This is a genomic window from Paenarthrobacter sp. CAP02 (genome assembly GCF_040137855.1).
GTDB lineage: Bacteria > Actinomycetota > Actinomycetes > Actinomycetales > Micrococcaceae > Arthrobacter.
The window spans coordinates 287,117-306,270 of the sequence record NZ_JBEEII010000004.1; the positions used below are offsets into that span (position 1 = coordinate 287,117).

Annotated in this window: 14 protein-coding genes and 3 tRNA genes; 6 read left to right on the forward strand and 11 right to left on the reverse strand. The window is 62.6% G+C overall.

All coding sequences use genetic code 11. The features are described 5' to 3' along the window. Positions 1-28: 28 nt before the first annotated feature. Entirely contained in the window at positions 29-880 is an 852-nt protein-coding gene (locus tag ABHM97_RS09115) for a hypothetical protein (RefSeq protein WP_349470387.1), read from the forward strand. A 69-nt stretch (positions 881-949) separates the two neighbouring features. After that, positions 950-1,756: a transglutaminase-like domain-containing protein gene (locus ABHM97_RS09120; protein WP_349470388.1), complete on the forward strand. Its 807-nt coding sequence runs from the start codon at positions 950-952 to the stop codon at positions 1,754-1,756. On the opposite strand, the gene ABHM97_RS09125 is transcribed toward ABHM97_RS09120, so the two are convergent. The 7 genes from ABHM97_RS09125 to bcp all read right to left on the reverse strand — a co-directional run bounded on the left by ABHM97_RS09125 (position 1,753) and on the right by bcp (position 10,825). Further along, a complete protein-coding gene (locus ABHM97_RS09125; protein ID WP_349470389.1) occupies positions 1,753-2,220 on the reverse strand; it encodes a MarR family winged helix-turn-helix transcriptional regulator in 468 nt (155 codons plus the stop codon). The genes ABHM97_RS09120 and ABHM97_RS09125 overlap by 4 nt on opposite strands. Then, positions 2,220-3,344, reverse strand: coding sequence for an LLM class flavin-dependent oxidoreductase (locus tag ABHM97_RS09130; RefSeq protein WP_235521551.1), 1,125 nt, complete (start codon positions 3,342-3,344; stop codon positions 2,220-2,222). Before ABHM97_RS09130 ends, ABHM97_RS09125 begins: the two co-directional genes overlap by 1 nt. Positions 3,345-3,482: 138 nt before the next feature. Continuing rightward, complete coding sequence (locus ABHM97_RS09135) at positions 3,483-6,692, reverse strand: efflux RND transporter permease subunit (protein ID WP_349470390.1); 3,210 nt, start codon at positions 6,690-6,692, stop codon at positions 3,483-3,485. Between the two features lie 67 nt (positions 6,693-6,759). Next, positions 6,760-8,265: a malate:quinone oxidoreductase gene (locus tag ABHM97_RS09140; protein ID WP_235521549.1), complete on the reverse strand. Its 1,506-nt coding sequence runs from the start codon at positions 8,263-8,265 to the stop codon at positions 6,760-6,762. A gap of 79 nt (positions 8,266-8,344) precedes the next feature. Further along, positions 8,345-10,006, reverse strand: coding sequence for an ABC transporter substrate-binding protein (locus ABHM97_RS09145; RefSeq protein WP_257369094.1), 1,662 nt, complete (start codon positions 10,004-10,006; stop codon positions 8,345-8,347). A 210-nt stretch (positions 10,007-10,216) separates the two neighbouring features. After that, a tRNA-Leu gene (locus tag ABHM97_RS09150) sits at positions 10,217-10,298 on the reverse strand. Between the two features lie 53 nt (positions 10,299-10,351). Continuing rightward, positions 10,352-10,825 carry a thioredoxin-dependent thiol peroxidase gene (bcp, locus tag ABHM97_RS09155; protein WP_235521547.1) on the reverse strand — a complete coding sequence of 158 codons (474 nt, stop codon included), beginning with the start codon at positions 10,823-10,825 and terminating at the stop codon, positions 10,352-10,354. Positions 10,826-10,910: 85 nt separating this feature from the next. On the opposite strand from bcp, the gene ABHM97_RS09160 reads away from it, so the two are divergent. Beyond that, entirely contained in the window at positions 10,911-11,378 is a 468-nt protein-coding gene (locus ABHM97_RS09160) for a MarR family winged helix-turn-helix transcriptional regulator (protein ID WP_235521546.1), read from the forward strand. Positions 11,379-11,479: 101 nt separating this feature from the next. On the opposite strand, the gene ABHM97_RS09165 is transcribed toward ABHM97_RS09160, so the two are convergent. The 4 genes from ABHM97_RS09165 to ABHM97_RS09180 form a co-directional block, all read right to left on the reverse strand. After that, positions 11,480-11,555: transfer RNA gene (locus tag ABHM97_RS09165), tRNA-Lys, on the reverse strand. 194 nt (positions 11,556-11,749) lie between these two features. Next, positions 11,750-11,825 (reverse strand) — tRNA-Lys (locus tag ABHM97_RS09170). Between the two features lie 121 nt (positions 11,826-11,946). Beyond that, positions 11,947-13,080 (reverse strand): PQQ-dependent sugar dehydrogenase, encoded by a 1,134-nt coding sequence (locus ABHM97_RS09175; protein WP_349470391.1) that lies wholly within the window; start codon positions 13,078-13,080, stop codon positions 11,947-11,949. Between the two features lie 15 nt (positions 13,081-13,095). Next, complete coding sequence (locus ABHM97_RS09180; protein ID WP_349470392.1) at positions 13,096-14,022, reverse strand: sunset domain-containing protein; 927 nt, start codon at positions 14,020-14,022, stop codon at positions 13,096-13,098. Between the two features lie 177 nt (positions 14,023-14,199). On the opposite strand from ABHM97_RS09180, the gene ABHM97_RS09185 reads away from it, so the two are divergent. The 3 genes from ABHM97_RS09185 (at position 14,200) to ABHM97_RS09195 (ending at position 19,152) form a co-directional block, all read left to right on the forward strand. Then, positions 14,200-15,150, forward strand: coding sequence for a LysR family transcriptional regulator (locus tag ABHM97_RS09185; protein WP_349470393.1), 951 nt, complete (start codon positions 14,200-14,202; stop codon positions 15,148-15,150). 88 nt (positions 15,151-15,238) lie between these two features. Continuing rightward, the gene (ilvD, locus tag ABHM97_RS09190) at positions 15,239-16,960 is read left to right on the forward strand and encodes a dihydroxy-acid dehydratase (RefSeq protein WP_235521542.1); all 1,722 of its coding nucleotides are present in this window, start codon (positions 15,239-15,241) and stop codon (positions 16,958-16,960) included. Between the two features lie 287 nt (positions 16,961-17,247). Then, on the forward strand, positions 17,248-19,152 hold the full coding sequence (locus ABHM97_RS09195; protein WP_235521541.1) for an acetolactate synthase large subunit: 1,905 nt from the start codon (positions 17,248-17,250) through the stop codon (positions 19,150-19,152). Positions 19,153-19,154: the final 2 nt, after the last annotated feature.

A 19,154-nucleotide genomic window follows, 5' to 3' on the forward strand; every position in this document is an offset into this window, starting at 1 on the left:
GCACTATCCCCGCCGATAGGCTGGGACCATGAAGGGCTTGATGATCCCGACCCGGCCGGCAATGCGGCCTGTTGCCGCGGCGGTACTGGCGTGCGGCGTGCTTTTGGCTGGCGCGGCCTGTTCGGCCGACAACAAGGGCCCTCAGGTCAGCCCCACCATCAGTTCCAAACCCAACAGCTCGGAATCCGGGACAGCAACGCCGGAGAGCACGACGACGGCCGCCGAGTCCGCGTCCAGCTCGCCTTCCGTGTCGGCTGGTCAGGGTGAATCGCCCAGCGCAGGGGCCAGCCCCGTGGCGACAGCGTTGTCCTGGAAGACCTTTAGCGACCCCGCGAAGACGGTCAGCTTCGAGTTGCCCGAAGACTGGATAGCCCAGTCCCTCACGCCGGAGGCAGGTTCCCTGCCAGGCGCGGTGAAGGTCGAGGTGAAGGACGGGGCCGGGAAGTACATCGCTACACTCCAGACAGGCCTGCCGGCACAGGCCCCCTCTGCCTGCCCTGCCGGGCAGTCGCGACCCTACGTGGTGATCAGCAGCGTTCCCTTGGACCTCCCGCATTCCGAAGGTCCCGAAACCATCGATCCCAGGGTTGTTTTCCGCGTGTTCCAGGGCTACAAGTTCTTTGGATCCTATGGCGTCACCAATGTGGTGGCAGGAAGTGACGGGCAGTCCTGCGAACTCCGGAACCGGGTCCAGGGGCCGGCCGGCAAGGGCGATTATTCCTTCGCGGACGTTCCAGCCATCCATGCGTATGCCGCAGACGAGAAAGTGGCTCCCGCCAAGGCATTCGATACCTTGGACCTGGCCGCCAAATACGCAGTCCACGGCTCCGATTTTGCGAACGTCCAGCGGATGCTACTGTCACTGAAGGTCAATTTGTAGCCCAGCGATTTGGCTGATTCACGCAAACGGCGGCACGGGCCTGCCTGCCGCAACCCACTCCGGAGATTAATGGAACGCAACGTAGCTGCCACGCTCGTTTTCAAGACCACAGCCAGCACGAAAGTGGCCATGGCCATTGCCGTGGCCAGCAACGCAGGCTACGACTCGGTCACGGAGAGCCTCTCCATTACCGTCGCCGGCAACGAGGTTCCGTATGCCGAACTCAGCGACCACCACGGGGGCCGCTTCCACTACCTGGAATTCGCTGAACCCACGGAAGTCACGGTGGATTACCGGGCCACTGTCCTCGGGGTAGGGCAGCCCACTACCTCGGATCCCATGGAACTGATCAGGTACGTCAGGCCCAGCCGTTACGCGGAGTCCGACAGGTTGCTGCCGACCTCCTACGCCGAGTTCGGCGGACGGCAGGGTGTAGAGCTGCTCCAGGCCGTCCGCGATTGGGTCAACGGTGAGCTGCGCTACGTCAGTGGCTCATCACGGGGAACCGACGGGGCAGTGGAGACCCTGCTCCACCGCAAGGGTGTTTGCCGGGACTTTGCCCATCTGGCCATCGCACTGCTGCGATCCAAGGATGTTCCGGCGCGCTTGGCAGCTGTCTACGCACCCGGCCTGAGCCCCATGGATTTCCATGCGGTGGCTGAGGCCTTCATCGACGGTGCCTGGCACGTCATCGACCCCACTGGCCTGGCACCGCGCGGATCCATGCTGCGCATTACCGCGGGACGCGACTCCTCGGACACGGCGTTCCTGTCCACGGTGGGCGGCAGCCTGTCCTTGAAGACACTCAAAGTCAGCGCATCCGTTAACGGGACGCTCCCGGAGGAGAACCCCCGGGAGCTTGTCAGCCTGCGCTAGTGGCCCGCTACCGAAGCCCTGAGCTTTTCGGTCAGCCGCAACAACTCGCGTTGCTCCTCCGGCGTTAGCGCGGGAGCCACCAAGTGGGCTATGTCGCGCACATGCTCCCGGCCGATGGTTTTCTGTAACTCGCGCCCTGATTCGGTGAGTGAGAGCAGGACTCCACGGCCGTCGTCGGGCGCTGCGGTCCGCTCCACCAAACCACGCTTCTCCAAACGGTCAACCAAACGGCTCAAGCTGGATTGGCTCAGCAGGACCTTGTCGTTGATCTCGTTGAGGCGAAGCTGCCCTGACGGGCACCTGGACAGCGTGAACAGGACGTCGTACTCCTTGACGGGGAGCGTCTTGAAGGCCGGTCCGGACTGAAGCTTCCGCATCACCGCCACCTGGGAGCGGAACAACGACTCCCAGGTTTCGGCGGCGAGGCGAACAGCGGAAGACGCAGTGCCTGCTGGGGCGGACATCAGGCGTCCTGACCCGCGGCCCCGGCAGCAGCGGACTCGCTGACCTTGGCCTCCAGCGCTGCCGCAACACGGGAAGCGTGCGTGGGTGCGTCGGGTACATTGGCCGGCTTCATGGCCGCGTACTCCTTGCGGAGGACCGGCAGCACCTCTTCACCGAAGAGGTCCAACTGCTCCAGTACGGTCTTCAGCGGAAGGCCGGCGTGGTCGATCAGGAACAGCTGGCGCTGGTAGTCCCCGAATGCTTCGCGGAACGTCAGCGTCTTTTCGATCACTTCCTGCGGGCTGCCCACGGTCAGCGGCGTCTGGGAGGTGAAGTCCTCCAAGGACGGTCCGTGGCCGTAGACCGGTGCGTTGTCGAAGTACGGCCGGAATTCCTTGACCGCATCCTGCGAGTTCTTCCTCATGAAGAACTGACCGCCCAGGCCCACGATCGCCTGCTCCGGAGTCCCGTGGCCGTAGTGTGCGTAGCGTTCGCGGTACAAGCCGATCAGCTGCTGGTAGTGCTCCTTCGGCCAGAAGATGTTGTTGGCGAAGAATCCGTCACCGTAGTAGGCGGCAACTTCTGCGATCTGGGGAGTCCTGATGGAACCGTGCCACACAAAGGGAGCGACGTCATCCAGCGGCCGCGGCGTGGAGGTGAAGTTCTGCAGCGGGGTGCGGAACTTGCCCGACCAGTTCACAGTATCTTCGTCCCACAGCTTGCGCAGCAGGCTGTAGTTTTCGATGGCCAGCTCAATGCCGTCCTGGATGTTCTTCCCGAACCACGGGTAGACCGGCGCGGTGTTGCCCCGCCCGAGAACCAGGTCTACGCGGCCATCGGAGAGGTGCTGGAGCATGGCGAAGTCTTCAGCGATCTTGACCGGATCGTTGGTGGTGATCAGGGTGGTGGCAGTTGAGAGCGTAATGCGCTCAGTCTGTGCCGCAATGTAGGCCAAGGTGGTGGTGGGGGAGGAGGAGAAGAAGGGGCGGTTGTGGTGCTCGCCCAAGGCGTAGACATCCATGCCGATTTCTTCGACCTTCTTGGCGATGGCCACCGAGGCTTTGATGCGCTCGTTTTCCGTGGGCGTGCGGCCCGTGGTGGGGTCAGTCGTGATGTCGCTGACGCTGAATACACCGATCTGCATGATGTGCCTTTCTCCCTGCCCGTAGTCCCGGGCGTTGTAAACAGTGTACCTCAAACTAGATGCATTTGCATGTATCGCTGTCTGTAACAGGGCAGGGCCGGGAAATGTTCCCGGCCCTGCCTGATGGGTTGTCTGCGGTTACTCCGCGGGATTGTGGGCCGCGCGGCGGCCCTTCACCCGGGGAATCATGCCCGTGGTCCAGTCCTGGAATTCCTCGGTTCCGCCCGCGCCCTCTTGGGGATGCGGAGTTGGCTTATCCTGAAGGTCCTTCAGGAGTTGCTTTTTCTCACGCCGCCCTTCGACCAGCTTGTAGAGCACCGGAACCAGGATCAAGGTCAGTGCGGTAGAGGAGACCAAGCCACCGATGACCACAATGGCCAGGGGCTGTGAGATGAAGCCGCCGCCTCCGGTCAGGCCCAGCGCCATGGGAGTCAACGCAAACACGGTGGCAAGGGCAGTCATCAGGATCGGGCGCAGGCGTTGGCGTGCACCGTGCGTGATGGCGTCGGCCACGTTCATGCCGGCACGGCCATCCTGTGGCTTGCGGTACTGGTTGATGAGGTCGATGAGCACGATCGCGTTGGTGACCACGATGCCTACCAGCATCAACATACCGATCAGTGAGGGCAGGCCCAGGGGAACGCCGGTCAGGAGCAGCAGGCCCACGGCTCCGGTGGCGGCGAAGGGGACCGAAACCAGCAGAATCAACGGCTGGATCAGGGACTTGAAGGCCGCCACCATGATGACGTAGACAATCGCGATCGCAGCAAGCAACGCCAGGCCGAGTTGCCGGAAGGATTCAGCCTGCTGCGTGGTGGCACCACCGATCGTGGCTGTGACGCCCGCGGGCAATTCGACAGAAGCCAGCCGCTGCTGGACTGCGCTGCTGACGCTGCCCAGGTTGGAACCCGACGGCGTCACGGTCACTTTCGCGGTCCGTTGACCGTTGCTGCTGGTAACGGACACTGGCGTGTCCACCTGTTCGACGGCGGCGATACTTTCCAGCGCCACGGGACCACGCGCCGTCGGCAATTGCAGGGAGCGCACGGCCGCGATGCTGGTAGAGCGGGTTCCCTCGCCGATCTGCACCGGATAGTCATTGGTGGCTATGCGTACCGTGCCGGCGGGGATGGGGCTGACGGTGGAAGCAAGGAAAGCACCTACCTGCTCCTCCGTCAGCCCGGCAGCTACGGCCTTGGCGCGGTCCACGCGGACCTGGACGACCGCCTGGGTAGAGGCAAGGTTGGTAGCCACCTCGGTGCTTCCCGGGACGCCCGTCATTGCCTGGACCATGGCGTCGCTGGCTGTCCGAAGGTCCGCGGAGTTTGCGGCCTTGATGGTGATGTCCACCGTGGAGGAAGTACCGAAGCCGCCCTGCTGGGATCCGACGGTGACCTTGCCGGCTGCCCCTTCGAGCTTGGCGCGGACTGCGTCCTGGAGCTTGGCCTGGTTCACCTTTTCGTCTGTGACGATCGTGAACGTGGAATTCGAGGATCCCGTGGACGTCAGTGCTGCAAAGCCAGTCTGGGCATTCCCCGACGTAACCTGCACGTCCTTGATGCCGTCCATGCCCTTGAGGGCGTCCTCGATCTTCGCCGCTTCATCGCTGGTGGCTTGGAGGCTCGTTCCGGCGGGCAGGACCTGCCGCACCGTCATGCTGTTTTCGCCTGAGCGGCCCAGCAGGTCCGTGGACAGCAGCGGTGAAACCGCGATGGTAGCAACGAGGACGACTGCCGCCGCGGACAACGTCAGGACCGGGTGCCTCTGCGTCTTTTCAAGAATGGGCAAGTACCCGCGTTGGAGGCGGCTTCGCTGCTCCGCTTCCCGAGCCTTTTCCGCGGATTCCCTGGCAGAAGAACGATCCTCCACTCCCTTGCCTTTGGAAGACAGGAACCAGTAAGCCAGGACGGGGACAATGGTCAACGAGACCAGCAGCGACGACAACAAGGCGATGGTCACCGTCAAAGCGAAGGGGCGGAACAACTCTCCGGCAAGGTCCCCGACGAACGCTATGGGCAGGAACACTGCAACAGTGGTGAGCGTGGACGCGGTGATAGCCCCGGCCACCTCCCGAATGGATGTCAGGATTGCCGTCAGCTTGTCTTCGCCATAGCTGAGGTGCCGTTTGATGTTCTCGATCACCACGATGGAATCGTCCACGACGCGCCCGATCGCGATGGTGAGTGCGCCAAGCGTCAGGATGTTCAGCGAGTAGCCGGTGGCGGAAATGCCGATGAACGTAATCAACAGCGACAACGGGATCGACACGGCCGTGACCAGCGTGGACCGCACGGACATCAGGAACACCAGGATGACGGCCACAGCAAAGCCCAAGCCAAGGAGGCCCTCAGTAGTGAGGTCCTTGATGGATTTCTCGATGAACGGAGCCTGGTCAAAGACCGGGGTGAACGCCGCATTGTTGCCCAGCTCGTCCTGCATGGGTCCGATGGCATCCCGCACGGCATGGGAGATGGCCACGGTATCGCCGTCGGGTTTCTTGGTGACCGACAACGCCAGCGTGGGTTTACCGTTGGTGCGGGTGATGGACGTCGCGGCATCATCCTGGATGCTGACATCGGCCACAGCGCCAATCGTTGCGGCGTTCTTGGCGCCAGCCAAGGGAAGTCCCTTGATGATCTCCAGGGAGTCCACCGGGCTGCCCAACTGCAGTGACAACGTCTTGCCCTGGTCCTCGATGGTGCCCACGGGGACAAGGGTGCCGTTGTTCTTCAGCGCGCTGCTGATGGACTGGACCGACGCCCCTGTGCTGGCAAGATCGGCCGGCCGGGGCTGGATCAGGATGTGCTGGCTCGCGCCACCGGTCACATCGGCGCCGCGTACGCCGTCGATCTTTTGGAGCCTGGGAACGCTGAGCCGCAGCAGGTCGGCATTGAGTTCGCTGAGCGGCTTGTCCGAGGAAACCGCCAGGAAGACGATCGGGAAATCGCTGATGTTCCCGGCGATGGACTGGGGTTCCACATTGGCGGGCAACGCCCGCTTGGTGTTGGAAATTGCCCGGTCAATCTGGTTCCTGGCCCGGTCCAGATTCGAACCGTAGGTGAACACCATGGTGATCTGGGAAACGCCGTTGCGGGACGTTGAGGTAGTGGACTCAAGGCCCTCGACGCTGTTCAGCGCAGTCTCAAGCGGCTGGCTGAGCTGCTTGTCCACTACTTCCGGGGAGGCGCCCGGCATGGAGGTCACCACAGTGATCTGCGGGAACTCGATCGAAGGAATGAGTTCCTGTTTCAACGATCCCATGGTGATCACGCCGAACACCGCCGCAAAGACGGTGATCAGCGCGATCAGGGCCCGGTTTCCCAGAGAAAGCTTGGCCAGGCGGAACATTGCATTGACTCCCAGGGTCTACGTAACGATTCGTCTGACGGGAACCGGCCGCAGCCCCGGGTATGGCCTAGCTTTGGATGGCGTTGGCCACTTCCAGCTGCAAGGAACGTGCGGTGCTTGCTTCCAGCTCGGCAGCCAATTCAGGGTTCTCGTTGAGCTTGACACCGTAACCCGGCATCATGTCCTTGAGCTTGGACTGCCAGCCCTTGAAGTTCTTGGGGAAGGACTTCTGCAGCAGTTCGATCATGATCGGCACGGCAGTGGAAGCTCCCGGGGATGCGCCAAGGAGGGCGCCGATCGATCCATCGCGGGAGGCGATGACTTCGGTGCCGAACTGGAGCACGCCGCCCTTTTGCGGGTGCTTCTTGATGATCTGCACACGCTGGCCGGCAGTAATCAGTTCCCAATTGCCGCCGGAAGCCTCCGGATAGTATTCGCGCAGGGACTCGACCTTGGCTTCGTGCCGCTTGGCAACTTCCTTGATGAGGTAGGCCGTGAGGTCCATGTTGTCCTTGGCCACTGCCAGCATCGGAATGATGTTCCCGGGGCGGATGGACAGCGGAAGGTCCAGGTAGCTGGAGGTCTTCAGGAAGTTCGTGGAGAAACCAGCGTACGGGCCGAACAGGAGGGAGCGCTTCCCATCCACGAACCGGGTGTCCAGGTGGGGGACGGACATCGGAGGGGCGCCAACGGATGCCTGGCCGTAGACCTTCGCGCTGTGCTGGGAGGTGATGGCGTCATCCGTGCAGCGGAAGAACTGGCCCGAGACCGGGAATCCACCGTAGCCCTTGCTTTCCGGAATGCCGGAGGCCTGGAGCAGGTGGAGCGCACCGCCGCCGGCGCCAACAAAGACGAAGTTCGCGTGGATACGCCCGTGCTCGCCCGACTTGGCGTGCTTGAGGGAAAGGTCCCAGCCGCCGTCGGCTGCCCGGTTGATGTTGGTGACATCGTGCCCGTAGTTGACTTCAGCGCCGGTGGCTTGCAGGTAGCCGGTCAGTTCGCGAGTCAGGGCACCGAAGTCGACGTCGGTGCCTTCAGCCGCGCGGGTGGCGGCGACGCGCTGCTTGGGGTCACGTCCCTTGACGATCAAGGGCGCCCACTTGGCGATCTGGGCCTGGTCCTCGGTGTACTCCATGCTGCGGAACAGCGTGTTGGGCTTAAGGGCCTCGTAACGGGTCTTCAGGAAGTTCGCGTGGTCATCGCCGATGACGAAGCTCATGTGCGGAACGGTGTTGATGAAGCCCTTGGGGGAGCCAATGACGTTGCTGTCCACCAAGTGGGACCAGAACTGCCGGGACAGCTGGAACTGCTCGTTGATGTGCAGCGCCTTGGACGGGTCCACGGAGCCGTCCTTGGCTGCCGGGGAGTAGTTGAGCTCACACAGCGCGGCGTGTCCGGTGCCTGCGTTGTTCCATGGTCCGGAACTCTCAAGCCCCACTTCGTCGAGTCGTTCGAACATGGAGATGGTCCAGGAGGGTTCAAGCTGCTTGATGAACGCACCCAGGGTGGCACTCATGATTCCGCCGCCAATAAGGACGACGTCGGCATGTTGAGTCTTGGAAATGAAGGTCACAATCAATCTCCGTTAGCGGCGGCACTGGCTGCTACAGAATATCCCCGCGAAGTCCCAATACTGAAATTACGGCCGCTCGTCAAGGCTTTAGCCGGACGTTCGTGAAAACTTCGTTGAGTACCGGGGAGGCCGGGTAGCTTTCGACCTTGTCGGACAAAGCCAGCGCCGAGATGGGGAAAGCGATCGGGACAGCCGGCACGGACGCAGCGATGGCAGCGTTGATGGCCTGGTACTGCGCGTTGCGCTCATCGCCGTCGGGCAGTGCGCGTGCCCGCTCGATCCTGTGGAAGACGTCCGAATCGCTGTATCCGAACTCGGCGCGGGTTTCCCCAAACAGGGGCCCAAGGAAGTTGTCGGCATCGGCATAGGAGCCGTTCCAGCCGAGCAGGTGCAGGGCGCGGTCTCCGGGTGACTGCACCTTCTGGAGGTAGCCATCCTCCCAGTCCACGGGCACAGGCTTGATGTTGAAGCCCACGGCAACCAGTTGACGGCTGATTTCGGCGTAGATCTTCTCCGGCGTGGGCATATAGGCCCTGGTGGCGTTCAACGGATAGTAGAACTTCAACTCTTCGCCTTTATAGCCCGCCTTCGACAACAGGTCCTTGGCTTTGTCCGGGTTGTACCCCAAAGATGGGGCATTGTTGTTGAAGCCGCTGAGCTTGGGCGGAACGAACTGTGACGCCTGCGTGGTGTTGTCGATGAAGAACTTCCGGATCAGCGATTCCTTGTCGATGGCCATTTCGATCGCCTGGCGGATCTCCGGCTTGTCCAAGGGCGCGACGGCTTGGTTGATACCGAGGTACATCACCGAGAAGGGGTCCCGCTGGATGATCTGGACACCCTTCTTGACCAATTGGTCGAAGGTCCCGGACGTCACGAGGTCGTAGGCGTCGATTTTTCCATCCAGCAAAGCCTGCTGGCGGGTCTCGGCGCGGTCGTAAGGGATGAAGTTGATGGTGGCTATCTGGCCCCGGTTACCCCAGTAGTTCCTGTAACTCTTGAGGGTGACGTGCTTGTCGTCCCAGGCGCTGAATTCGTAAGGGCCGGTTCCTACAGGATGGCTTGCGTACGTGGAGATTGCTTCGCCGTTGCGGACCTGGTCCAGGACGTTTGCTTTTTGGGCTGCCAAAGCTGCCGGAGAGGAGATCGCGAATGCCGGCAGCGTGAGGGCCTTCAGGAATCCGGTGAAGGGACGCGTCAGGTTGATCTGGACGTTGTTGGCTGAAACTGCCTTGCAGTCCTTGAAGATGGAGAAGACCGGGGAGTCCGAGTACGCCTTGAAGACGCTCTGGAAGGAAATCCCCGGGGCTTGTTTCCGGAGGTCCGGGGAGAAGGTGAACCAGCGGTCGAAGTTGGCGCAGACAGCGGCCGCATCCAGCGGGGTGCCATCGTGAAAGGTGACCTGGGATCGGAGCGTGAAATCGTAACTGAGGCCATTGTTGCTGTCTTTCCATTCCGTCGCCAGCAACGGGGTGGTCTGCCCGGTCTCGCCGTCGACGCCTACCAGGCCTTCGAGGACCTGGCGCGTGATGCGGTAGGACTCGGAATCGGAGGTCAAGGCCGGATCGAGGCCCAACGGCATGGAGGATGTTCCGAAGTTGAACGTGGCGGTGGGCTCAGCGGTGGTGGTGCTGCTGGGGGTAGGCGAGGGGCCCGTTAGTCCAGTACATGCTGAGAGCCCCAGTGCCACAACCACGGCTCCGAACTGTACGGTCAGGCGCCGCCTTTTGCTGCTTGCCACTGTTGTCCCCTCAAGCCGGTTGGAAGTGCTGTGGCCGGCTTCGGCCAGACCGCATTCCAGTGTAAATGAACGTCCTGAGCGCGCTCCCCAGCGCGTCTTCAGGAAGCTCCCCGGCTGCTGGAGGAGAGTGCCCCCGGATGTCTCGCCAGGGGGCACTCCTGCGGCCAGAAGCCGCTGTGCTTCTTTACTGCATCTGTTTCACTGCATCTGTGCGCAAGGGGGGACTTGAACCCCCACGCCCGAAGGCACAGGAACCTAAATCCTGCGTGTCTGCCAATTTCACCACTCGCGCCGGCGGCAGCCTGGCAGCACTGGGCTGCCGTCTACCGGCCTCCAGTGTACCCGCTACTTATCCAGCTTCAGATCGCGCCGGAGCTTGGCAACATGCCCTGTGGCCCGTACGTTGTACTGCGCCAGCGACACTTTTCCGTCCTCGTCGACCACGACGGTGGAACGGATCAGCCCCATGTAAGTCTTGCCATAGTTCTTCTTCTCTCCCCAGGCAGCGTACGCATCTGCCACCGCGTGGTCAGCATCCGAGAGCAGCGGAAATGTCAGGGCCTCCGCTTCAGCGAACGTGGCCAGGTCCTTGACCGTGTCGGGGGAGATGCCAACAACCCCGTAGCCGGCGGCCTGCAGTGAAGCCAGCGTGTCGCGGAAATCACAGGCCTCCTTGGTGCACCCGGGCGTGGAGGCCGCCGGGTAGAAATAGACGATGGTCTTTCGCCCACGGAAGTCCGACAATCCCACGTTATTGCCGGTTTGGTCCTGAAGGGTGAAGTCCGGTGCGGTGTCGCCCGGCATAAGTCGTTCAGCCACAATAATCTCCTTGCTAACGATCGCGATTTACCAGTTTAGTGGGGAAAAGGCACGTCCTGGGCTCTTGCGCGCATATACTGTCGGCATGCCAGATATGGAGAGATGGCCCACTACCCGATTGCTTTCAACGGCTGCGCGCCTGGTGGAAATCTCGTGGAACGAAAAATTGAAGTCCATCGGCCTTACCCACGCCGGCGTCATTGCCATGCAGGTGCTTGCCGCCAAGGGCGCCATAACCCAGGCCGCACTTGCCGAGGTTGCAAGGGTTAAGGCCCAGACCATGGGAACTACCCTCGCGAGGCTCGAGCTGCACGGTCACGTCACGCGCCACCGCAGTGACTCCGACCGCAGGAGCCACGTGGTGACACTGACGGAGGCCGGCACGGCAGCCCTTGCGGAAGCCGTGAAGCTTGAACAGGATGTCCTGTCGCCCGTGGCAGTGGACACCGCCAGGTTGCGTGAAGAACTCAGGATTGTGGTCCGGGGACTTGCCGGTATCCCGGCGCCTGAGCAGCAGGTCCATGACGACGACGCCGAGCCGTCCCAAGGCTGAGCCCGTACGGCCCCTTGTAACAACACGCCCCCCGCCGGGTTCAGCCTGTGCGGGAAACAGAAAGGCTCCGGATCGTCATAACGATCCGGAGCCTTTCCTTGTGGTGCACCCCCCGGGACTCGAACCCGGAACCCATTGATTAAGAGTCAATTGCTCTGCCAGTTGAGCTAGAGGTGCAGCAATTACAAAGATCAATTCGAAGAATTCGCATTCCTCGTTGACCTCCGCAACGACAAATAACTCTACACTACTTTTTGAGCGCTAATGACCATCGGCCTGGTGGCCTGTCCCACTTTGGGGATGGCTATTCTTACCGCAATACTTAAAAAGAAAAGGCCTTGGAGATCTTTGATCTCCAAGGCCTTTTCCAATGGTGCACCCCCCGGGACTCGAACCCGGAACCCATTGATTAAGAGTCAATTGCTCTGCCAGTTGAGCTAGAGGTGCATCTGTTGTCTTCGATCGCACTGGGCTTTGTTTTCCCCGGCGATCTCCGCAACGACAAGTAACTCTACACGACTTGCCCGTCAGTGTGAAATCGAGGCCCACGTGGAGGTTTGTCCCGGGGTCAAGGCCTCAAAATCAGCGCAAAATCGGGGTTCTTGTTGTTGCTGATGACCCACAATGTCCCATCCGGAGCGCCGGCGACGTCCCTCAAGCGCCCGTATTCGCCTGTGAAATAGGCCACAGGCGCGCCCGTCGCTTCGCCTTCGAGGGGAATGGCCCATAACCGCTGCCCGCGGAGTGCGCCCGTGTACGCGACGTCGTCCAGTATCTCCAACCCGCTGGGTGAGGCATCCGACGTTGACGGCCAGACCACCTTGGCGTCGATGAAGCCTTTCCGTCCTGGTGCTCCGGTTACTGTCGGCCACCCGTAGTTGCCGCCAGGGGTAATCAGGTTTAGCTCGTCGTCCACATCGGGCCCAAACTCGCTGGCCCAGAGCCGCCCTCCGCTGTCCCACGCCAGGCCCTGGACGTTTCTGTGTCCGTAGCTGTAGACGGGGTTGTCATCGCCGAAAGGGTTTCCGTGTGCCGGCCGGCCATCCGGTGTCAGGCGAAGGATCTTTCCCCCGAGGGTGCTGGGATCCTGTGGCTGGTCACGTCGCTGGGAGTCACCGGTGCCCACGTACAGGAGCCCGTCCGGGCCGAACCGGATACGGCCGCCGTTATGTGTGGATGCCTTGGGGATCCCGGAGAAAATCACCTCTGTTTCGCCCAGGGCCAGGCTGCCGTCCGCATCGATGTTGAGCCGGACCCGGACAATCCGGTTGTCGCTGGCGGCTGTCAGGTAGGCGTACAGCCAGTGATCGGATGCGAACGTCGGGGACAACGCAAGGCCCAGAAGTCCGCCCTCCCCGCCGGGGACCACGCCCGGTAACTGGCCAATGGTGGCTGCTTTGCCTTGGCGGATGCTCTTGATCATGCCCGAATCGCGTTCGGAGACCAGAGCTGTGCCGTCCGGCAGGAGGATGACCGACCACGGCAGCTGCAACCCGACGTCGAGCTTTTGCTCCACCCGGAGGCCCCTTGGAGCTTCGTGCGACACCGGGCCGCCGCTGCCACCGGGAGTCGCAGCCGAACCGGGCGACGACGGGTTGCCGGTGCAGGCGGTCAGGACAAGGACCGTGGCGATGGCACACGCCAGTCCCGCCCGCCCGCCTGCTGGTGGACGGTCCTGTCCTGCCCGCTGCCGCCGGAACAAGGCCGGGAGCGCCCGCTATTGCCGGCTTCGCCGGGGAGGCCGGAAGCCTGCCGCTTCTGCATGTGCCGCGGATTCGAACCAGACATCCGCGGCAACGTCTTCGTAGCCAGCCGTATCTTCATCGTGATAGGTCATGGCAGAAGCGCTCGCCTTCACGGGGTAGCCGTCGTTCGGCGAGCTCGAGGAACCCGTACCGTAGGGATGCTCAACTGCCAGGTGCCCTGAAGGAACCGCTTCTTCGGCTGCTGCACTTTCGGCGCCCGGCAGGGTGGGGGAGTGGGAGTCCGTGTATTCGTGGTGATGCACGGGCGCCCCGCTCTCATCCGTCCACGATGATTCCCACTCGGCGTTGTCGGCTTCTTTGTCGGCGTGGCTGCCGCCGGCCACGGAAGGATCGACTGCCGGGTCCGTATTCACCGCTGCGTCTGTATCAACTACGGCGTCCGTATCCACTTGAACGTCCGTATCCACCACCGGTTCGATGTCCACCCTCGGTTCGCTCACCGTGGGCTCATCCACAACAGGCGCGGCAACAACCGGCTCCTCCACCGTGAGGCCGGGAGTCTGGTCCTGCTGGATGTCCGACGAACCGGCGGAGGACGAATCCTCGATGACCACAGCTTCCTCGGCCACCTCAGGTTCCGCCATGACCTCAGGTTCCGCCATGATGTCAGGTTCCTCGGCCGTAGGTTCCTCGCGGGTAGGCCCGCTGCCCTCGGCAGCTGTGGTGCCCAGGTTCGTTACGCCTGCCAAACCTGCCACGCCCGCGGCTGCTGCTGTGGTATCGGGGATGGCCCCCCGGTTTCCCGGCTCCATGGCCGCTGGGGCTGTTGTTGCCCCGGTCCGGGTGGGGGTTGAATCCGGCGCCTTGTTGCGGCTCATGAGCCACCAAATAATCGCGACGACCAAAACAATGACAATGACCCAAATTAACCAATCCATGGCGGGTGCCCTTCTGCTCACAGGGGTGCAGCTCGTGGTATTTCCGACGTTACGTGTCCGCCTCTGGGCTGTCCAGCGTTTGACCTGCTGGTTTACCCAAATTTGTCAGTCTGCTTAGTGGTTATGGCTTTTATGTTCACGGTCTCCGAATTTCCGCAGGTCGCCTAGTCTGGCTGCATGGACTTCAAAAGGCTGCAGATTTTGCGTGAATTGGCGGACCGGCAAAGTGTTGGCGCCACTGCGGACGCCATGAATGTCACGGCTTCGGCGGTCTCGCAGCAGTTGAAGACATTGCAGGCCGAAATCGGGGTTGTCCTGGTGGAGAAAGTCGGGCGCGGTGTGCAACTGACCGAAGCGGGACAAGCCATGGCTGCCGCTGCCGCTGATATAGCCACGGCCATGGCCAGGGCGGAGTCCACCGTGGACAGTTACAGGAAGGGCTGGCAGGCGCGGGTGTCCGTTGCCTTCTTCCCCAGTGCTGCCGAGATGCTGCTGCCTGGTGTGCTTCACCGTGTGGCGGCGGTGGAAGGGCTGGCTTTCGATGCGCACTTCGAGGACCCCGGGACGGCCCACTTCGCCCCCTTGGTGGCTGACTACGATATTGTGCTTGCCCACAGCGTGGATGGGCCGGACGTGTTTGCCCGGAGCGGGCTCACGGTAGTGCCGCTCCTGGAAGAGGCCTTGGATGTGGCCATGCCTGCCGGGCATCCCTTGGCTGCCCGGAACGAACTGCGCCCGGAAGACGTCATCGATTTTCCCTGGATAGGCGTACCTGAAGGATTTCCCTTCGATACGGTCCTTCGCCAGATCGAGCTGCATGCGGGGCGACCTGCCCAAAGGGGTCAACGCTATCCTGACCTTCGGGTGTTGGAGGCGTTGGTGGGCGCAGGCCACGGAATCTGCCTGCTGCCGCGGTACACGGCCAGGGCGAGCGCCCGTAGGGGCCTGGTGCTCCGCCCGCTCGCGGATGTTAAGGCGAGCAGGAGCATTGTGGCGTTGGCGCGCCAGGAAGTTGCTGCCCGCACCACCATCAGGGGCGTCCTCGACATGCTCGAAAGTGAAGCGGCCGCTCTTGCCAGGGAACTCGACGGGTCCGGTCCCGTCGCCCCGGGAGCGGGTGGGGCCTGACGGCGGACGTCCGCAACAATTGGACGGTGGCGCTTAACCCGGGAGCGAACGGCGTGCTGCGGCACCGGGTGCACATAGACTTTGCTCCATGAGTGACACCACCCACAACGCGACAGACAGCACTCCGGACATCAAGCCCCGTAGCAGGGTCGTCACCGACGGCATCCATGCGGCGCCCGCCCGCGGCATGTTCCGCGCGGTCGGCATGGGCGACGACGACTTCGCCAAACCGCAAATTGGTGTCGCCAGTTCCTGGAACGAAATCACCCCCTGCAACCTCTCGCTGAACCGCCTGGCGCAGGGCGCCAAGGAAGGCGTCCACGCAGGTGGCGGATTCCCCATGCAGTTCGGCACCATCTCCGTTTCCGACGGCATTTCGATGGGGCATGAAGGCATGCACTTCTCCCTCGTCTCCCGCGAAGTCATTGCCGACTCCGTGGAGACCGTCATGCAGGCCGAGCGCATTGACGGCTCCGTGCTGCTGGCCGGCTGCGACAAGTCCCTTCCGGGAATGCTCATGGCTGCCGCCCGCCTGGACCTCGCCTCGGTCTTCCTTTACGCCGGGTCCATCATGCCCGGCTGGGTGAAGCTGGAGGACGGCTCCGAAAAGGAGGTCACCCTCATCGATGCTTTCGAAGCGGTGGGTGCCTGCGCGGCCGGCAAGATGAGCATGGAAGACCTCACCCGCATCGAAAAGGCCATCTGTCCCGGCGAGGGTGCGTGTGGCGGCATGTACACAGCCAACACCATGGCTTGCATCGGCGAAGCCCTCGGCATGTCACTCCCGGGTTCCGCAGCGCCGCCCTCGGCAGACCGCCGTCGTGACGACTTTGCCCGTAAATCAGGCGAGGCTGTGGTCAACCTGTTGCGCCTGGGCATTACCGCCCGCGACATCATGACCAAGAAGGCCTTCGAAAATGCGATTGCGGTGACCATGGCCTTTGGCGGTTCCACCAACGCGGTGTTGCACCTGCTGGCCATCGCCCGCGAGGCCGAGGTCGAGCTGACACTGGACGATTTCAACCGCATCGGCGACAAAATCCCGCACCTGGGTGACCTCAAGCCCTTCGGCCGCTACGTGATGACCGATGTGGACAAGATCGGTGGCGTGCCGGTCATCATGAAGGCACTGCTCGACGCCGGGCTGCTGCACGGTGACTGCCTCACGGTCACGGGCAAGACGCTGGCCGAAAACCTCGCCTCGATCAACCCCCCGGACCTCGACGGCAAGATCCTCCGCGCCCTGGACAACCCGATCCACAAGACCGGTGGCATCACCATCCTCCACGGTTCGATGGCCCCGGAAGGTGCCGTCGTGAAAAGCGCAGGCTTCGACGCGGATGTCTTTGAAGGCACGGCCCGCGTGTTCGAGCGCGAACAGGGTGCCTTGAATGCCTTGGACAACGGCGAAATCAACAAGGGCGACGTTGTGGTCATCCGTTACGAGGGTCCCAAGGGTGGTCCGGGCATGCGCGAGATGCTGGCCATTACGGGAGCCATCAAGGGCGCCGGCTTGGGCAAGGATGTCCTGCTGCTCACCGATGGTCGCTTCTCGGGCGGTACCACCGGCCTGTGCATCGGCCATGTCGCACCGGAAGCGGTCGACGGCGGTCCCATCGCCTTTGTCCGTGACGGGGACAGGATCCGGGTCGATATCGCGGCCCGTTCCTTCGACCTTTTGGTCGACGAAGCCGAGCTCGAAGCCCGCAAGGTCGGCTGGGAGCCCATGCCGGCCAAGTTCACCAAGGGTGTCCTCGCCAAGTACGCCAAGCTGGTCCACAGTGCCTCCACTGGGGCCTACTGCGGCTGAATCCTGCCGGGGGCTCCGATTGTTTTGAGACAGTCGGAGTCCGGCAGGCGGACATCGCTGTCCAAATAGTGAGATACGATAGTCGTCAATTGACACGTATCTCCCTAAGAGGGAACACTGAACGCATGATCACATTCGTTACCGTCGGCGTCGTCGTCCTTACCAAGCGCGTGGCATAGCCCGACTGGTAACGAACCGTCACGCGCAAACCCCTCGAAGAGCCGGAAGGCTGAGGGGTTTTTTTATTCCCAAGTCCCACCAATGAAGATCCACTAAGGAAGAGTCCGATGAGCAAAGGATCGCCGATCAGCCCCTCGCTGATGGCTGCAAAGTCCGCTGGAGCCCACAAAGCTCCGGAAAAGGTCGACCGCACGGCTGAGGCCGTCGTCGTCGACGCTGCTGCACCTCTCTCTCCTGTACTTGGGCCGAACAACGTTGTACCCCCAACGGTGATGACCGGCTCGCAAGCAATTGTCCGTTCGCTCGAAGAACTCGGCGTGGATGATATTTTCGGTTTGCCCGGTGGCGCGATCCTGCCCACCTATGACCCCTTGATGGCCTCCAGCATGAACCACATCCTGGTCCGTCACGAACAGGGAGCCGGCCACGCCGCGCAAGGCTACGCCATGGTTACCGGACGGGTTGGCGTTTGCATCGCCACCTCAGGCCCGGGCGCCACCAACCTCGTTACCGCCATCATGGATGCCCACATGGACTCCGTGCCGATGGTGGCCATCACCGGCCAGGTCTCCAGTGGAGTCATCGGCACCGATGCCTTCCAGGAAGCGGACATCGTGGGCATCACGATGCCCATTACCAAACACTCGTTCCTGGTCACCGACCCCAACGACATTCCCCATGTCATGGCCGAGGCGTTCCACCTCGCTTCCACGGGCCGTCCCGGCCCTGTGCTGGTGGACATCGCCAAGGACGCCCAAGTTGGCCAGATGACGTTCTCCTGGCCGCCGAAGGTGGACCTGCCGGGCTACCGTCCGGTGGTCCGCGGACACAACAAGCAGGTTCGCGAAGCTGCCAAGCTGATCGCCGCAGCACGCAAGCCTGTCCTCTACGTCGGTGGCGGCGTCGTCAAGGGCCACGCCTCGGCGGAGCTCATGGAGCTTGCCCTGGCAACTGGCGCTCCCGTCGTCACCACTCTCATGGCACGCGGTGCATTCCCGGACTCGCACCCGCAGCACGTGGGCATGCCAGGCATGCACGGATCCGTGTCCGCGGTTACCGCGCTCCAGCAGGCCGATCTGCTGATCACGCTCGGTGCCAGGTTTGATGACCGGGTGACCGGCGTGCTGAAGACGTTCGCGCCGTTCGCCAAGGTCATCCACGCCGACATCGACCCTGCGGAAATCTCCAAGAACCGCACCGCCGACGTGCCGATTGTGGGATCGGTCAAGGAGATCATTCCGGAACTGACCGAGGCCGTGAAGACGCAGTTCGAGCTGAGCGGAACCCCCGACCTGGATTCCTGGTGGGCTTTCCTGGGCAACCTCCGGGACACTTACCCGCTGGGCTGGACCGAGCCCGAGGACGGCCTGACTGCACCCCAGCGCGTGATCAAGCGCATTGGCGAGCTCACCGGTCCGGACGGCATCTACGTCGCAGGCGTCGGCCAGCACCAGATGTGGGCGGCACAGTTCATCAAGTATGAGCGCCCCCACGCCTGGCTGAATTCCGGCGGTGCAGGAACCATGGGATACTCGGTTCCGGCTGCGATGGGCGCCAAGGTTGGTGAGCCTGACCGCGTGGTCTGGGCCATCGACGGTGACGGCTGCTTCCAGATGACCAATCAGGAACTGGCCACCTGCGCCATCAACAACATCCCCATCAAGGTCGCCATTATCAACAACTCCTCGCTGGGCATGGTCCGCCAATGGCAGACACTGTTCTACGAAGGCCGCTACTCAAACACGGACCTGAACACAGGCCACGACACCATCCGGATTCCGGACTTCGTCAAGCTGGCCGACGCTTACGGCTGCGCAGCCCTGCGCTGTGAGCGTGACGAGGACATCGACGCCACCATCCAGAAGGCCCTCGAAATCAATGACCGCCCAGTGGTGATCGATTTCGTCGTCAGCCCCAACTCGATGGTCTGGCCCATGGTGCCCTCGGGGGTCAGCAATGACCAGATCCAGGTTGCCCGCAACATGACCCCCGAATGGGAAGAGGAGGACTAGGC

Excerpts from the sequence above, each read along its gene's own strand:
- ABHM97_RS09180 (WP_349470392.1), bottom strand. The coding sequence starts at position 14,022 with ATGGATTGGTTAATTTGGGTCATTGTCATTGTTTTGGTCGTCGCGATT.
- ABHM97_RS09195 (WP_235521541.1), top strand. The coding sequence starts at position 17,248 with ATGAGCAAAGGATCGCCGATCAGCCCCTCGCTGATGGCTGCAAAGTCC.
- ABHM97_RS09120 (WP_349470388.1), top strand. The coding sequence starts at position 950 with ATGGAACGCAACGTAGCTGCCACGCTCGTTTTCAAGACCACAGCCAGC.
- ABHM97_RS09135 (WP_349470390.1), bottom strand. The coding sequence starts at position 6,692 with ATGTTCCGCCTGGCCAAGCTTTCTCTGGGAAACCGGGCCCTGATCGCG.
- ilvD (WP_235521542.1), top strand. The coding sequence starts at position 15,239 with ATGAGTGACACCACCCACAACGCGACAGACAGCACTCCGGACATCAAG.
- ABHM97_RS09130 (WP_235521551.1), bottom strand. The coding sequence starts at position 3,344 with ATGCAGATCGGTGTATTCAGCGTCAGCGACATCACGACTGACCCCACC.
- ABHM97_RS09125 (WP_349470389.1), bottom strand. The coding sequence starts at position 2,220 with ATGTCCGCCCCAGCAGGCACTGCGTCTTCCGCTGTTCGCCTCGCCGCC.
- ABHM97_RS09185 (WP_349470393.1), top strand. The coding sequence starts at position 14,200 with ATGGACTTCAAAAGGCTGCAGATTTTGCGTGAATTGGCGGACCGGCAA.
- ABHM97_RS09160 (WP_235521546.1), top strand. The coding sequence starts at position 10,911 with ATGCCAGATATGGAGAGATGGCCCACTACCCGATTGCTTTCAACGGCT.
- ABHM97_RS09115 (WP_349470387.1), top strand. The coding sequence starts at position 29 with ATGAAGGGCTTGATGATCCCGACCCGGCCGGCAATGCGGCCTGTTGCC.